General features: G+C 66.2%; 14 protein-coding genes and 1 pseudogene. 8 read left to right on the top strand and 7 right to left on the bottom strand.

The features are described 5' to 3' along the window. Window positions 1–65 precede the first annotated feature (65 nt). Window positions 66–806: pseudogene (locus AKJ09_RS55055) on the bottom strand (TonB family protein); the annotation flags it as partial. 246 nt (window positions 807–1,052) lie between these two features. Here AKJ09_RS55055 and AKJ09_RS30040 point away from each other — a divergent pair. From AKJ09_RS30040 to AKJ09_RS30010, 7 genes are all read left to right on the top strand, one after another. Next, window positions 1,053–3,392, top strand: a complete 2,340-nt coding sequence (locus AKJ09_RS30040) for a DUF2339 domain-containing protein (protein ID WP_146651301.1) — start codon at window positions 1,053–1,055, stop codon at window positions 3,390–3,392. Beyond that, window positions 3,389–5,584 carry a hypothetical protein gene (locus tag AKJ09_RS30035; protein WP_146651300.1) on the top strand — a complete coding sequence of 732 codons (2,196 nt, stop codon included), beginning with the start codon at window positions 3,389–3,391 and terminating at the stop codon, window positions 5,582–5,584. The genes AKJ09_RS30040 and AKJ09_RS30035 overlap by 4 nt, the downstream gene beginning before the upstream one ends. A 207-nt stretch (window positions 5,585–5,791) precedes the next feature. After that, window positions 5,792–6,118 (top strand): HU family DNA-binding protein, encoded by a 327-nt coding sequence (locus AKJ09_RS30030; RefSeq protein ID WP_146651299.1) that lies wholly within the window; start codon window positions 5,792–5,794, stop codon window positions 6,116–6,118. 73 nt (window positions 6,119–6,191) lie between these two features. After that, complete coding sequence (tyrS, locus tag AKJ09_RS30025; RefSeq protein WP_146651298.1) at window positions 6,192–7,439, top strand: tyrosine--tRNA ligase; 1,248 nt, start codon at window positions 6,192–6,194, stop codon at window positions 7,437–7,439. Then, window positions 7,436–8,485 (top strand): hypothetical protein, encoded by a 1,050-nt coding sequence (locus tag AKJ09_RS30020; RefSeq protein ID WP_146651297.1) that lies wholly within the window; start codon window positions 7,436–7,438, stop codon window positions 8,483–8,485. The genes tyrS and AKJ09_RS30020 overlap by 4 nt, the downstream gene beginning before the upstream one ends. Before the next feature lie 174 nt (window positions 8,486–8,659). Further along, the gene (locus AKJ09_RS54405; protein WP_205633836.1) at window positions 8,660–9,532 is read left to right on the top strand and encodes a CarD family transcriptional regulator; all 873 of its coding nucleotides are present in this window, start codon (window positions 8,660–8,662) and stop codon (window positions 9,530–9,532) included. A gap of 96 nt (window positions 9,533–9,628) precedes the next feature. Beyond that, window positions 9,629–11,107, top strand: a complete 1,479-nt coding sequence (locus AKJ09_RS30010) for an FGGY-family carbohydrate kinase (protein ID WP_146651296.1) — start codon at window positions 9,629–9,631, stop codon at window positions 11,105–11,107. On the opposite strand, the gene AKJ09_RS30005 is transcribed toward AKJ09_RS30010, so the two are convergent. The 5 genes from AKJ09_RS30005 to AKJ09_RS29985 form a co-directional block, all read right to left on the bottom strand. Beyond that, window positions 11,094–11,723: a hypothetical protein gene (locus AKJ09_RS30005; RefSeq protein WP_146651295.1), complete on the bottom strand. Its 630-nt coding sequence runs from the start codon at window positions 11,721–11,723 to the stop codon at window positions 11,094–11,096. The two genes, AKJ09_RS30010 and AKJ09_RS30005, sit on opposite strands and share 14 nt — an antisense overlap. A 152-nt stretch (window positions 11,724–11,875) precedes the next feature. Beyond that, a complete protein-coding gene (locus AKJ09_RS30000; protein WP_146651294.1) occupies window positions 11,876–12,865 on the bottom strand; it encodes a hypothetical protein in 990 nt (329 codons plus the stop codon). Further along, window positions 12,862–13,278, bottom strand: coding sequence for a tetratricopeptide repeat protein (locus AKJ09_RS29995; RefSeq protein WP_146651293.1), 417 nt, complete (start codon window positions 13,276–13,278; stop codon window positions 12,862–12,864). Before AKJ09_RS29995 ends, AKJ09_RS30000 begins: the two co-directional genes overlap by 4 nt. A 5-nt stretch (window positions 13,279–13,283) precedes the next feature. Continuing rightward, entirely contained in the window at window positions 13,284–13,916 is a 633-nt protein-coding gene (locus tag AKJ09_RS29990; protein WP_146651292.1) for a hypothetical protein, read from the bottom strand. Between the two features lie 46 nt (window positions 13,917–13,962). Beyond that, on the bottom strand, window positions 13,963–14,187 hold the full coding sequence (locus AKJ09_RS29985; RefSeq protein WP_146651291.1) for a hypothetical protein: 225 nt from the start codon (window positions 14,185–14,187) through the stop codon (window positions 13,963–13,965). 150 nt (window positions 14,188–14,337) lie between these two features. On the opposite strand from AKJ09_RS29985, the gene AKJ09_RS29980 reads away from it, so the two are divergent. Further along, entirely contained in the window at window positions 14,338–14,895 is a 558-nt protein-coding gene (locus AKJ09_RS29980; protein WP_146651290.1) for a cob(I)yrinic acid a,c-diamide adenosyltransferase, read from the top strand. Between the two features lie 39 nt (window positions 14,896–14,934). Here the strand turns inward: AKJ09_RS29980 and AKJ09_RS29975 are convergent, their stop codons facing one another. Next, a complete protein-coding gene (locus tag AKJ09_RS29975; protein ID WP_240488632.1) occupies window positions 14,935–15,498 on the bottom strand; it encodes a sigma-70 family RNA polymerase sigma factor in 564 nt (187 codons plus the stop codon). Window positions 15,499–15,627 lie beyond the last annotated feature (129 nt).

Here is a 15,627-nt window from a genome sequence, read left to right as displayed (position 1 = left end):
TCACGCGAGAGGCGCACGTCGATCGTGGCCTCCTCACCAGGATCGAGCGGTTGCTCGTAGACCTGCGCGCCGTAGCCCGGTGCTTCGACCGTGACTTTGTAGGTACCGGCGGGGACACCCTCGATGCGCCAGAAGCCCTCGAGCGTGGCTGTGGTCTTGTAAGTCTGGCCCTCGCCACCGTTCGCGGGAGCGACCGTGACCGTGGCGCCGCCGAGGGCCGCGTCGCGCAGCTGCGTGGTCACGCGACCGACGAGCCGCGACACCGGAGGGGCGAACTCGTACTTGTGCCGAATCTTGACGGCGATGGGCTGGCCGTTCTTCTTGGCCGGCTCGAACTGGAGCTTCTTCGCGGCTTCGAGGGCCGCCTCGTCGAACCCGTGCCCCGCGGGACTCTCCACGGTCGCGTTCTTCACGGCTCCGCTCGCATCGAGCTCGAGCACGAGCACGACCGTGACGTTCTCGCGGACTTTGTCTTTGACCGCTTGCTCGGGGTAAGCGGCGCCTTCGTCCTTCACGAGCGAAGGCGGGGTGACGACCGGCGCGGCAGGCGGGGGCGGCGGAGCCTCGTCCTTCGGCTCGGTCGTCACGTTTCCGGACGGCTGCGCATACGCATTGCCGGAAAAAACGACGCTCGCGGTCACGAACGCAACGGACGCAGCCGATGCCACGGACACGAGCCGCGATGCGCGCGCACACGCCGCCAACGCTCCAAGCCAAACGCGACGTCCGACGCAACCCGGCGCATCCGCCTGGTCGCCAGCGGCCCGCCGGGCTTCGCGCTCCTCCAAACCGAGTACGGGTCCCATGTCGATGAGCGCGGCCACGCTAACACACTCGCGATGAGAACGACGTGGTAGAAAGTCGCCGCTTGGCCCGACAAATTGGCGGATTCCTCGCGTGACCGGGCGAACACGCAAAGCGCCGCCCGTCCCCGCTCACACCGCTTGACGCCGAGTCACCGCCCCGCCACGCAGCGTCTCGCAGTCCGCACAGTCCCCGAATTCGCTCCACGAACCCGCCCCGTACCTGCTCTCGCTCTTCCCCTGCCCGCCGTGTTTCGCAACATCGCTCCGCTCCTTCGACGTGCCGACCCCGCGGCGTACACGCTATGGGCAGGTTTCCAAACTCTCGCATCGGCGCGGTCGTTCTACGGCTACATGCTGAAGCAGACGGGCGGCGAGTGGAGTGCGCCGCTCGACGACGTCTTCATCCACTTCGACTACGCGCGCGCCACGGCGCTCGGGCATCCCTTCGAGTGGACCGTCGGCAACGGTTATTCGTCGGGCAATACGAGCCTCACGTACCCGTTCGTCCTCGCGGCGGGATGGCTCGCCGGCTTCAAGGGCCGTGAGCTGATGGTGTGGGCCGCGATCGTGGCCGCCGTCTGCGTGTTCGGCTTCCTCCTCGCGACGCGTCGCTTGTTCATCGAGAGTGAACGCGACGACTGGGGCCGCATCTCTTCGTATCTCCTCCCGCCCGTCTTCCTCGGAGTCGGAGCCCACGTCTGGTCGCTGTGGAGCGGGATGGAGGTCGCCGTCTTCATGGCCACGTGGGCGATCACCCTCGTGGCGTGGTCGAGGCTCGAACGCGACGCGCTCTTGCCGGACGCTCGGAAGACGAGTGGCACGCACGCGTGGTGGCTCGGACTTGCAGGCGCACTTCTCGTCACGACGCGCCCCGAAGCTGCCTTCACCATCGCCATCTTCGGAGCCGCGGCTGCGCTCTCGCATCGCCGCTCGGGCAACCTTCACGCGCTCGGCATCCTGGTGCGCGCCGGCGTTCCCGCCGCGATCGCGCTCGCTCTGCAGTCGTTCGCGAACAAGGCATTCACGGGCGAGTGGAGCGCCAACGGCGCCGTCGTGAAGCTCGCGTTGAACAACCCGTACATGACGCCGGACGACAAGCTGGCCGACTACGTGTTCAACGTGAAGTACGCGGCGCTGCGCAACCTCGACTACCACTTCGCCCACATCGAGGGCGAACACATGGGCGAGTTCAACCCGCCGTTCCTCGGTGCGGCTTGGAACATCGTCGCGCGCCAAGCCTGGTGGGCCGGCGTGATTCCGCTGGCGCTCGGCATGTTGCCCCTCGCCTTCGCGCGAACGAGGCGCATCGCGGTCATCGTCTGGTTGCAGCTCGTCGCGTGGGTCGTCGTCGTCGCCTTCAACGGCCAGGTGCGCTGGCAGAACGAACGCTACGTGATGCCCGCCGTCGGCTGGCTCCTCGTGCTCGTCGCACTCGGTGTCTCCGTCGCACTGCGAACACGCTCCCAGCCGCTCGGGCGTGGCGCGCTCGCGAGGCCGTCGTTCGCCACGCTCGTCGTGCTCGGAGCGCTCGTCGTGCAGACCATCGGCGTGCTGACGCGTCCGGCCGGCTCTCCTCCGGAGTTCAGACTCCCTTGGCTCTTGGCGCTCGGCGGCGGCGCGATTTTCGCGCTGGCTCTCCGCTACTGGGCGGTGCGTATGCCCATCGTCGTGCTGGCGGTGCTCTTCGCGTACGACCACCAGATCCCGAAGATGCGCGACCAGAAGTGGTTCTTCGGCCGCGCGTCACGCAACATCCGCGATCAGCACATCACGCTCGGCAAGTACCTCGCCGAGTTGAAGCCGAATCGCGTGCTCGTCGGTGACGCGGGCGCGATTCTCTACGAGTCGAATCGCCCCGGCCTCGACATCATCGGCCTCGGCGGTTACCGCGGCCTTCCCTTCGCGCGCGCCGGTGTTCACGGCCTTCCGGCAACCCTCGAGCTCATCGAGCGCATCGCTCCCGCGGATCGTCCCGAGATCCTCGCCATCTTCCCGACCTGGTGGGGCGTGCTTCCGACCTGGTTCGGAGGTGAAGAGCTGCGTCGGTTCCCCGTCGAAGGCAACGTGATCTGCGGTGGCTACGAGCACATCGCCTACAAAGCTGACTGGCACCTGCTCGGCACGGGCGATCGACTGCGCACCATGCCCGCCGGAGACACGGCCATCAAAGCGGAGATCGACGTGGCCGACCTCGTGAGCGAGAAGGCGAACGGGTACGTCTTCGACAAGCCGTCGAACGGATGGGTGGACATGCGCATCCTTCCCGATCCCGCCAACGCGGCGCGCGACATGTTCGACGCCGGCCGCCGCATCGCCGTGGGCAAGAGCGAGAGCTTCATCGGCAACGGCCTCACGGCCGGCCAGCCTGCACATCTCGTCGTGCGAACGGCACCGGAGAAGGCAACGCGCGTGCGTGTGAGGATCTCGGGTGTCGACGTGGGGGTCATCGATCTGGTGCGAACGGGGGGATGGGTCGAATCGGTCTTCGCCCTGCCCGCCGAGCAAGTGAAACCCTCCATGCGAATCGAGCTCGTCAACGAAGGGCCTGGAGACTTCGTCGACTTCCACGACTGGCTGACGCAGTGACCAATCCGACTCTCGCGAAGATCACCGCCGTCCTCGGAACCTGGGGCAAGCCCCCCGACGTGCCCGCGAAGGTCGCGCTCGGCATGGCCGCCGTCCTCGCCCTAGCCGCACTTTTCGGGCGAGGGCGCTCGATCCTCGGCATCGGCGAACACGTCCTCCCGCGCCGCCTCTTTCTGGCGCTCACCGCGTTCGTCACCGCGCTCCTCTCGCTCTTCTGGATCGCGTTCTACCTGCGCGGTGGTCCGCGCATCGTCGACGCGACCACGTACTTCCTCCAAGGGCGCGCCCTTTCCCATGGGGACTTCGCGTGGCCCGTGCTCGAGCCGTCCGCGAGCTTCCGCGGTCGCTTCCTCATCTATCGCGACGGTGTGATGGGCGGCATCTTCCCGCCCGGGTTCCCTCTCCTGCTCGCGGCGGGCTTCACGATCGGCGCACCGATGATCGTCGGCCCGCTGCTCGCGGCGGGCATCGTGCTCGCCACCTACCGCCTCGCACGCAGGTTCGCGGAGCAGTCGGGGGCAACGGAGCTCGCCGAGCCGATCGCACGCACCGCGGCGCTCTTCTCGATGGTCTCGGCCACGCTTCGCTATCACACGGCCGACACGATGTCCCACGGCGCCACCGCGCTGGGGATTGCGCTTGCCCTGAGCTTCGCACTCGAGCGCCGCCCCGGCCTCGCCGGGCTTGCGGTCGGTGCCGTGCTCGCGACGCGTCCGGTGTCCGCGCTTCCGATCGGAATCGTCTGCACAGTGATCTTGCTGACGTCCGCCGCCCCGCGACGCGACGTCGGCGTGCGCGCCCTGCTGGGACTGTTGCCGGGGGTCGTCCTCTTGCTCGCATCGCAGAAGGCGGTGACGGGCCATTGGCTCGAGTCCTCGCAACGCTTGTATTATACACTCAGCGACGGACCGCCCGGCTGTTTCCGCTTCGGCTTCGGGGTGGGCACCGGGTGCGTGAACGAACACGGAGAGTTCGTCGAAGCGCGCTTGCCGCACGGCTACGGCGTACTCGCGGCAGCCGGCACCACGCTCCGTCGGCTGCGCATGCACCTGACGGACATCGCGAACTTCGAGCCGCTCGCGCTCCTCGTGTTCGTGCCTCTCCTCCGTCCATGGCGAGCGGAGGGCAGCGCGGGGAAGCCGCGACGAAGCAAGGCGGTCGTCATGGCGCTCGTGCTCGTCGGCCTGCAGGTGCTCGCCTACGCGCCGTTCTACTTCGACGGCAACTACCCCGGCGGCGGTGCGCGCTTCTTCGCCGACGTGCTCCCCGTCGAGCACGCGCTCCTCGCGCTCGCCATCGCCACGCTCGCGTCACGACGTTTCCAACACGCCGCCTTCGCCACGCTGGGCGTTGCTTTGGCCGGATTCGCCATCCACCTTTCGTTCGATCACGAGCAGCTCGCCGACCGTGACGGCGGCCGCCCCATGTTCGAGCCGGACGTCCTCACGCGCGCCAACGTCGCCGCGGGCCTCGTGTTCGTCGACACCGATCACGGCTTTTCGCTCGCGCACGATCCCGAAGCGAACGTGAAGAAGAACGTCCTCGTCGCTCGTCTGCGAAACGACGATCGCGATCGGCTTCTCTTCGACAAGCTCGACCACCCGCCCACGTACCTCTACAAATTCGAGACGCCGAAGCCCGCAGCGCCTGCGGACGCACCGCCGTCACCGCCTTCCGAGACGACAGCAAGCGTGGCGCCGTGGGCGCCGCCCGCGTTCACGGACAGCATGCGCTTCGAAACGGAGGCCGAGTGGCCTCCCCTCGCGCAGTCCGGGGGGTTCGCCGCCCCCGCCTTCACGGAAGGGTGCGCCTCGCAGACGCGCGCGCTGGTGGTCACTCCGTCGACCGCCGATGGGACGGCGAGCGCGACCGTATCGGTCCCGGTTCCGGAGGCTGGTCGCTACTCGGTCGTGCCTCGTATCGTGCATGGGGCCCACGTCCCCCACACCGAGCCGCGGGGTCAGGGGCATATTAAAGGAGGGCTCCGCTTCGAGGTCGGTGCCCATGCCAGTCCCGCAAATGCTGGAAAGCCTGCGGTTTGGTCCTGGAACGTGGCGAACCACGGCTGCCTTGATCTGCAGGCTATCGAGGTCGATCTCGCGCCGCCATCTGCGACCGTCGTGATCGAGGCCACGGGTGGCCCTGTCGCCGTGGACAAAATCACGCTGCGGAAGATTCCGACGAAGCGATAAGCTCGGCCTTTCGGCACGTACTTTGCTTGGCGCGTCTCGGCTAATCGGTCGACAAGGCCCCGCCCTAATCTTGGGATCTTGTTGACGATTTACCGAAACGTGGCTTCCATAACCGGGTTGGCGTCTTGGTGCGCTGACTCGCGGCGGCTAGCCGCTGCGAAGGGTGGGGCCTCGGTCCTTTGACGAGGAAGTTCTGGGAGTCGACGAATGACGAAGAGTGAACTCATCGATGCGATGGCCGCGCGCAGTCAGCTGACGAAGGCGCGTGCAGAGCTGGTGGTCAACTGCGTCTTCGAGGCGATGACCGAAGCGCTACAGCGGGGAGAGGGCATCGAAATCCGCGGCTTCGGCAGCTTCACGGTGCGCCCTTACAAGGCGTACTCGGGCCGTAACCCGCGCACGGGCGCGCCCGTGCCGGTGCCGCCGAAGCGCCTGCCCTTCTTCAAGGTCGGCAAGGAGCTCAAGGAGCTCGTCAACAACAGCCGACTCACGCACGCCACCATCACCGGCGGCGACGACAAAGACGACGACTGATCGGTCGCTCGGCCTTCGCTCCCCCTCGCTGGCGAACGACGCTCGCCGAGTTCGGGTATAAGCGGAGGCGCCCATGTTTCCTCCCGTCTCCGAACAAATCGCGCTTCTCACGCGCGGCGCGGTCGATCTCCACGTCAAAGCCGAGCTGGAAGCGCGGCTCGAAGAGTCACGCAAGACGGGCAAACCGCTGCGCGTGAAGGCGGGCTTCGATCCCACGCGCCCTGATCTCCATCTTGGTCATGCCGTGCTTCTCTCGAAGATGCGGCAATTCCAGGATCTCGGGCACGAGGCGATTCTGCTCGTCGGCGAGTTCACGGCCATGGTCGGTGACCCGACGGGCAAGAACGACGCGCGTCCTCGCCTCTCGCGCGCGGAAGTGCAGGAGTCGGCCAAGTCGTACACCGAGCAGGCCTTCAAGATCCTCGACCGCAACAAGACGATCATTCGGTCGAACTCCGAGTGGCTCGACAAGCTCACGCCGACGGACATCGTCGAGTTGATGGCGAAGATGACGGTCTCGCGCATGCTGGAGCGCAACGACTTCAGCCAGCGCTTCGAGGCGGGTCGTCCGATCTACCAGCACGAGTTCCTCTACCCCCTTCTCCAGGGCTACGACTCGGTGGCGCTCGGCAACGACATCGAGCTCGGTGGAACCGACCAGCTCTTCAACCTCCTCGTCGGTCGCGACCTGATGAGCAAGTACGGTCAGCGCCCGCAGATGGTGCTCACCACGCCGCTGCTCGAAGGCATCGACGCGAAGGTGGAAAACGGCGTGGTCGTCGGCGCCAAGATGTCGAAGAGCGCCGACAACTACATCGGCCTGACCGAGTCGCCGCTCACCATGTTCCGCAAGGTGATGCAGATCGACGACGAGGTCATCTTCCGCTACTTCGAGCTGCTCTCCTCGCTCTCGAACGAAGCGATCGCCAAGCTCAAGGCCGACAAGGCGGGCGGGCGCGATCCGCGCGAGATCAAGGCGCTCTTCGGCAAAGAGATCGTCACGCGTTTCCATGACGCGCAGGCGGCCCTCGCGGCGGAAGAAGAGTTCAAGAAGATCTACAGCGCCGATGCGATCCCCGACAACGTCGAGGAGAAGACGCTCACGACCGACGGCCCCACGCTCTGGATCGCCAAGGCGCTCAGCGCGACGGGACTCGTGAAGTCGACGGGCGAAGGCAAGCGCCTCGTCGAGCAGGGCGGCGTCGAAGTCGACAAGGTCCGCATCACGGACGGCAACTTCCAACTCGAACGCGGGAAGAAGTACTTGCTGCGCGTGGGCTCGAAGAACCGTCGCTTCGTGTACGTCGTGGTTGCCCCGTGAAACGTGCGCTCGCGCGGGCGCAGGGGCTCTTCGCGCGAGGCGCGATGGTCGGCCTCTTCGCGTCCGTCGCGACCACGAACCTTGCGTGCGGGGGCAGTACGCCTGCCCCTGTGAAGCCTCCGCCGACACCGCTGCACCTCGCGCCGGCGTGCGATCTCGCCCCCGCAGCAGGACTCGAATGGATCGTCGCAGTCACGCCGCGCGCCATCGCCGACGTGCCGGATCTCATTCCGACCATCGCACGCGTCGTTCCCGAAGAACGCTTCGCGTCGTTCGCGGCCGCACATGGCGGCATCGATCTGCGACGCGCCGACGATCTCTGCGTCGCGCGCTATCGACGTGGAGGCGCGGAAAAGAGCTCCACGCTGTCGATCGTGCACGGGCCCATCGACCCGGCGCGCCTCGAAAAAGCGTTCGGCGAACGCAGCTCGAACAACGTCGAACGAACCATCACCTCGCAGGATCCGCTGGTCGTGCGGCTTGCCGGTTCGCTCGATGGTGAGCGTCGCGAGCTCGGGCTCTTCGGTCGCGAGCTCGTCGTATCGAGCGAGGGCTCCCCTGCCCTCTTCCACGCCGCCGAGGCGTTCGCGTTCGGCAAACTCAAGCGCGCGCAGCCTGCCCTCCGCGGCGCTGCGCTCGGCCGCGCCGCCGAAGTTCTCGGGAACGCTCCGGTGCGCGTCTTCTTTCCCGGGCCCTTCGAGGGCGACACCGGCAAGGGACTCGGCGGGCTGCTGCGAGCAAGCACGGCCGTGGCGACTTCGGCTTCGTTCGGTGGAGCACCGTCGAAGATCAACGTGCGCCTCGTGCTGGTCGGTGCGTGGGGAAGCGACGCTTCGAGCGCTGCCGAACGACTCGCGGCTGCGATTCACGTGGTGTCCGAGAGTGGTCTCGGCCAGCTCTTTGGCCTGCATCGTCCAGTGACCGCACCGTCGGTGAAAGCCACCGACGACGCCTTGATCCTCGACGCAACCATCGACGGCATGGCGTTGGCCCGCGGTCTTCACGACGCGCTCGACGCGGAAGTTACGGAAATCATGGGTAGGTGAAGGGCGCTTAACCTCCCTCTTGACGAGCCCGCGGACGGCGGACAAAGGTCCCTCCGTGGAGGGGTCCGACGGTTACGAAATTGCCGCAAACCGTCATTATTTCAAGCACCTAGATGTCGCGAGAATTCGCCCCGTTGACGCCGGATTCTTAGCAATGGTACGCGCGCGGACGGAATGGCTCAGTCGACCGCCCGCACCCCCCGTTCTTCTGGCACTTCTTCCCTCGCCCGCGCATCGTCATCGTCCGCGCCGGCGGCCAAGCCCCGAAAGACGCCTGCTCGCCCTGCGGCGACGCCCAAGGTCACGAAGCCCAAGCCCTCGTCTCCCTCCCTCCGCACCGTCGCGCGCCCTGCAAGCAAGACGACCAAGTCGTCGAGCAAGACCGCGGCCGCCAAGCCCGAAGCCGCGAAGGCCGAAGCGAAGAACGGAGCGGTCACCAAGGCGGCCGCGCCCGCCGCCGCTACGACGCCGCCCGCGCCCGAGAAGGTCGTCACCACAGTCGTGGCGAAGGGCTACGTTCCCCTCGTCAACATCCCGAAGCCGCCTCCGCCGCCGAGCAACTTCCAGCTCGCCGTCGGCGACAAGGCCGTTCACCCGTCGCACGGCCTTGCCGAAGTGACGGCGATCGAGCACCGCGAGATCGGCAGCGTGAAGGGTGAATTCTACATCCTTCGCATTCTCGACAACGGAATGCGCGTCATGGTCCCGCGCATGTCGGGCGGCACGGCCGGCATCCGCCCCGTCATGAGCGCGAAGGAAGCCGATCTCGTGCTCGACACGATGCGCGCGCGCGAGGTTGCCGTCGACCTCCAGCCCTGGAGCCGCCGCTTCCGCGCGTACACCGAGATGATCAAGAGCGGTGCCCCCCACGAGGTGGCGAAGGTCCTCCGCGACATGTACCGCCTCAAGTTCGACAAGGACCTTTCGTTCGGTGAGCGCCGCCTGCTCGACCAGGCGAAGAGCCTCCTCATGAAGGAGCTCGCCGCCGCGAAGGCCATGACCGAGGCTGAACTGCAGGCCAAGGTCGACGACATGTTCCGCGCCTGATCGGTGTTTTCCGCTCGCCTCGCGGCGCCGCGCGTTTGCGCTGAACGCGCCGTGATGGCGCGCGACATTCGCAATCTCCGAAGGTAGCCTCGCCGAATGGTGGGGCTCCTCGGGATCGACATTGGGACGACCGGCGTGCGCGCCGCGATCTTCGAGCCGAACGGACGGCTCGTTGCCGACGCGCACGTCTCGTGTTCCCCGGATGCGCCCGAACCCGGATGGGCCGAGGCCGATCCCGAGGTGTGGTGGCGCGCGGTCGTCCGCGTCCTCGGCGAGCTCTCGAAGAGTGTCTCGTTCGACGAGGTGCAGGCCGTCGCCGTCGTGGGTCAGGCGCCGACCGCGGTGCTCGTCGACGATGCCGGACAGTCCGTACGCCCTGCGATTCTATGGCTCGATACACGCGCCGAAGCGGAGGCGCGCGAGCTCGGAACCAACGCCTATTACCTCGGGCCGAAGCTCCTGTGGCTGTCGCGCAAAGAGCCGGAGTCCCTCGCTCGCACGCGCCACGTGCTTCAGTCGCACGCGTTCATCGCCATGCGTCTCACCGGCGAAGCGGCGACCGATCCTTCGACCGCTGCGCTCTGCCTACCGCTGTTCGATTCGAGCGGCGGCGCATGGGTGCATGATGCATGTTCGCGCGTAGGCGTGACGTCGTCGCAGCTGCCTGCGATTCGACGCGCACACGATGTCCTCGGCACAATCACGCAGGAGGCCGCGGCAGCGACGGGGCTTCGCGCGGGGACCAAGGTCGTCGTGGGCGGCGGTGACTTCGCGGCCGCGACCCTCGGCGCTGGCGTCGTCGAAGAAGGTGAAGCCTGCTTGATGCTCGGCACCGCGGGCAACCTGCTGCTGCCGCTTCGCGCTCCGGGCAAAGACGCGCGCCTCATCAACGCGCATCACGTCGGCACCGATCGCTGGCTCTCGCTCGGGGGCACGCTCTCTGGCGGCGCGCAAGAATGGCTTCGCTACGCCATCTCGCGCGGCATGAACGGCGACGATACGGCCGTTCGTGGCTCGCTCCCGACCTTCGAAGTGCTCGACGCCGAAGCCTCACGCGTTCCCGCCGGCAGCGAAGGCTTGCTCTTCCTGCCGTACCTCCAAGGCGAACGCACGCCCATCTGGGACGTCGACGCCCGAGGCTCGTACATCGGCCTCGGCCTCCACCACGCCCGCGGTCACCTGTGGCGCTCGTTGCTCGAGGGCATCGCTTTGAGTTTCGTCGACTGCCAGGCGGTGGTCGAAGAGAGCGGCGCCAAGCTCCGCGAAGTCGTCGCCGCCAACGGTGGCGGCAAGAGCGCCCTCTTCCGCCAGATCCTCTGCGACGCTCTCGGCGTTCCCCTCTCCTACACGCCCAAGTCCGGCGGCACGGTCGCCGGCGCCGCCATCCTCGCAGCCCTCGGCGCGGGCATCTTCACCTCCGCCACCGAGGCTCGCCCCTGGCGCGGCGAAGTGATTCGCCACGAGCCCGATCCTGCTGCGCACGCCCAATACAGAACGCTCCTCGACCTCCGCCGCGATTCCTACGGAGGATTGAGGAGCGTCTTCGAACGCCTGGCCCGCATCAGGCTCGGATGATGGCGAGCGCCGTCTGATTGCGTGCCTGGAGGATCTCGTCGAGCTTCTGCAGCGTGCGCGTCGCGAGGTCATGCGCGTCGCGCGAGAAGTCTGCGTAGGCCTGAGAGCGCTGGTTCGCGGCCTTGGCGTCGAGGTCGTGCTGGGCCTTGTCCGCCTGGTCTTGTTTGAGTTCGTAGTCGAATCCCTTGCTCAGCGCCCCTCCCGTTGTCGCCACGAAATCGGCACTCGCCTTGATGCCTTGTGCCCAGTGCTCCATGAGTTGCGCCTTGGAGGACATCTCTGCCGCGTTGCGAGCAAACTGTTCGCTTTGCTTGAGGGCTTCGCCGCTACTCTTCTGGAGCGCATCGTTCGCGCTCTTCTCGAACGCTTTAGCGCCGCTGTTCAGGTCATTCGCCCGGATGCTAAGGCCCGCCGAAACACCTTGGGCAGCGGAGGCGGCCATCTGGATCGAACCACTGACGATCGCCTGTTTCAGTGTGTCGTTCGCCTCCTCTCGCATGGAGTCGACGGCCTTCTTAGCCGCCTCCATCTCGGCCTTGTCCGCAGCCTCGCGCCGAGCGTCGGCTGACTTCTGCTGGTTGAAGAGGTTGTCCTCCACCATCAGCATTGCTCGCATCAGCGTGCTTCCGCCAACGGACGTCGAGGGAGGCAGAAGAAGCGACTCTGATTCGGAGGTGCTCGCACGCCCCGACTTCGTCCCACCAAGTTCGTCGAGCCCCGGAAGAGATGCCGGACCACCAGAACCATCCGTACGATTGATCGATCCCATCACGCCCTCACCGTCGCCAAGGTTGACTGACCGTAGTTCGCCAACGCCTCACTCACCCGCTGCAGACCACGCTCTTGCGAGAGCATCGTGTCCTTGAGCGAATCTGTAAGCGCGTCCATGCGTTTCTCGATTTGCTTTTTCGTATTCGTCGCGTCCTCGGCGTCCGCAGCCGCGAGCTTTGCCCTGCGCTCGAACGTCGCGACGCCGATCTTCGCGCCGGCTCCCGCAAAGGACGATCCAGCTCCGACGACTTCGCTGGCAAGACCGCCGATCTTCGCAGCTTGTCCCAGCGAGGTCGCCGCCTTTGCGCCGCCCGCAAGCCCCGCTGCGCCACCGCAGAGAGCGCCGCCGATGGCCATGCCGACGTCGATCCAGCCTGCCGTCTCCTTGTCGACTCCCATCTTCTCCATGATTCCGAATTCCGAATCGGCCGTCGACGCGCAGGAGAGCACCGCACCAGCGATAGCGAGTGCCGCGACAGGTGCCGCAGATCCGAGCGACACGACCGCAAGCGCAACAGAACCTGCAACCGCCGCCCACTTCCCGACTTCGAGCGCCCCCTTCTCGAGATCTGCCCAGAACTGACGCGAGTTGATGGTCGCGTCGCCGGCCTTGTCGAGACAGTCTTCGATCGACTTTCCCTTGAGAACATCGACGGTGAGCGCTTCGAAGGCAGTGGCAATGCCACTGAAGAAACCGCCGTCTTTGCTGCGCTCCTTCGCCTCTTCGAGGCGCGCGTCGTGCTCCTCCTGAATGGCCTTCTCTCGAAGCGACGCGTGGATGTCGGTGCGGTTCTCCGCGGACCTGATCGCGTTGTCGCGGGACTGAAGGAGGAGAGCCTGCACTGCCAGGAGCACCCGACCGTGGTCACGAACACCGCCGCTCGGAGCCTCGAGAAGGCTGTCGCCCCCGCCGGACGTCGAGGCACTCGGCGACGAGTACCCGTACGAAGGTCCCGAAGTTCTATTGACTGAGCTCGTAGCCGTCACGACCGACCTCCACGTTCGCGTCGAACCAAGTCGACGAGTTCATCTTCACTACTTTCCGAGGCGATGTTCTCGGCAGCGTCGAGGACGCTGTCCGCATTCATCGAGTCACCGCGAGCCTCGAGTGCGCGGGCGAGTGCGATCCGGCAACGAACCGCGCTCGGAATCGCCAAGATGCCCATCGAGTAGAGCTCGACGGCGACATGCTCCTGCCCCTGGCGCTCGTGACACTGGCCGAGTGCGATCCAGGCACGCTCGTCACGCGGCGCAAGGAGGAGCATGGCGCGGAACACGTCCGACGCGTCTTTCCAGTTTTCTCGTTCGATGAGATCGAAGCCGACGGCATAGATCCCTTCGAGAGCTTCGGCTGTGTCGATGTTGCTGGACTGAACCGGAAGAGCAGATGCGAGGTTCATGGCATTCATCCACGGATGCAGGCCATCGCCGTGTCCTGCAGTTCCTTCATGAGCGAAGCGCCCTGCTGCCAAACCTGCGCCAGATCGTTGGACATCTTCTGGAGCTCGAGGTTCTTCTTGCTCGAGTCGCGGTCGAACTCCTTCACGGCGTCCTGCAAGATCAGGTTGATACCGCTCACTTCCTGCTCGTTCATCGCGCCGTCCCAGCCGGCGCCAGGCTTGCCGTTGCAGCTCGTGTCCATGAAGTCTTGGATCTTCTTGCGAAGCGGGTCTCCCTCAGGAAGCTCCTGAATCGCGGCCTCGAGCGCGGCGCGAATGTTCCCGTCGTTGGCGCCAGAGTCGCTGTAGCCTTTCGCAAACGGCGCGAGCACCTCGAGCGCGTTGTTCATGCCATCCGTGAGCTTCTGCGTTCGATCGATCTGATCCAACCCGCGCTGCATGCGCCCTTCGATGTACTTCGCGCGAGCGGCGGCGATCGCGAGGATGAGGTTTCCGCTCCACGCCCCGGTGCCTTGATAGGGACCGTCCGGCCTTTTGATCTGAAGCAGCCCGGCGTACTTTGTCTGCAACTGCTTGAGCGCCTCGGACTCGAACAGGGTGGGCGTCTGGTTCTTGAGGGCGATGGCGTCGATAGTCATGATGTCTTCTCTTCTTTCTTGATGAGTGGCTGAGCGTGACGGAGCGTCACGCGGGGATGGCGAACAAGGGCACTTCGATGCGCTGCGGCTCTTCGACGTCGAACTCCTCGCGAAGCAGAACGTCGTAAGCGTCGAGCTGCTCGTCCGGGATCTGGAACTCAACTCCCTCGAGCGATTCAGCGAGTCGCTCGAGGTTGGCGCGTTGCTCGCGCGAGTTGGCCAAAGCCTCTTTGATTGACTCGATCTGCTCGCTAGTCTTCGTCGCGTTCATCGCGGTCTCCTGGGCTGGAACACCCCTCCCCTCGGCCCGCGCGAGCGAATCGTTGCGAAGAAAAAACGCGCCCCTGCAGATTCCTGGACAGAGGCTCAGCTCCCAGGCTTAGCTCCCACGAACGGGGGGCGCGCAACGGCGGTCTAAATCATGAAAATCTATACAAAAACCGGAGACGACGGGACGACGGGGCTTTACGGGGGAGCCCGCGTGAAGAAGGCGTCGGGTCGCGTTTCGGCGTACGGGACAGTCGACGAGCTCAATGCGGTCGTCGGCATCGCGCGGGCCACGAAGCTCGATAGCCTCAGCGAAGAGGTGCTGTCCCACGTGCAGGTCGACCTGTTCACGCTCGGAGCAGAGCTCGCGTGTGTGCCCGGCAAAGAGGACAAGCTCGGGATGACGCTGCTCGACGAGACCGATGCGGCGAGACTCGAGAAGGCGATCGACGAGGCGGAAGTCGGCCTCGCGCCGCTCAAGCACTTCGTGCTCCCCGGTGGGAGCCCGCAGGCAGCGGCGCTGCATCTGGCGCGGACGGTGTGTCGACGCGCGGAGCGAGAGGTGCTGTCGATCGAACGAGACGATGCGCCGGCGCGGAACGAAGTCGTGATTTACCTGAACAGGCTCAGCGACCTGCTCTTCACGCTCGCACGACGTGCCAACAAGGAAGCGGGCGTCGACGACGTGCCCTGGATCCCTCGCAAGCGCTGAGGGACGGGGTCATCCGACGAGGCGAACGAGACATGCGGCTCAGGCCGCTTCCTGCAGCTGCGAGGCGAGCATCTTGCGGCCGCGGTGGAGGCGGCTCATGACCGTACCGACCGGGACGCCGAGCTCGGTCGCCGCTTCGCGGTAGGTGAGTTCGTCGAGGTCGACGAGCTGAAGGACGAGCCGGAAGGTCTCGGGGAGCGCGTCGAACTTGCCCCGCGCGGAGGGCGTGAGGCTCGTGCCGGACTCGGGGGGCGCGAAGCGGTCGGGCGTGGTCCAGGCGCACGGGTCGGACGCGAGAACGCGGAGGGCGTTGCGCTCGCGGCGCGAACGGCGGTAGCGCGTGATGAAGACGCTGAAGAGAATCTGATAGAGCCACGCGCGGAGGTTCGTGCCGCGCTCGTACTGAGCCGAGAAGCGGAGGGCGCGCTCGATGGCGTCCTGGACGATGTCGTCGGCGACGATGGGGTCGCCGGCGAGGCGGCAGGCACGTCCACGGAGCTCCGGCACCAGTTCGCCGAGGCCCCGTTTGAAGCTCGCGAGGTCGTGGGCGATGACGGTGTTGCGGGCCGAGGTGCTGGACGTGTGGGCTGCTGCGGTGGGCATCGTGTTCCTCCGACACCCCGCCATCGCAATGCCGGTGCCACGCACCTACCCCGCGAAATTACGGGATTTTTCCAGCCGGAGCACAGCCATGTGTGTCTCCGGGAAAACGCGTGCGTGGCCGCAGCCACG

Origin of the sequence: Labilithrix luteola (assembly GCF_001263205.1) — a bacterium.
Taxonomy (GTDB): domain Bacteria; phylum Myxococcota_A; class Polyangia; order Polyangiales; family Polyangiaceae; genus Labilithrix; species Labilithrix luteola.
This window is presented reverse-complemented; position numbering and strand designations above follow the sequence as displayed.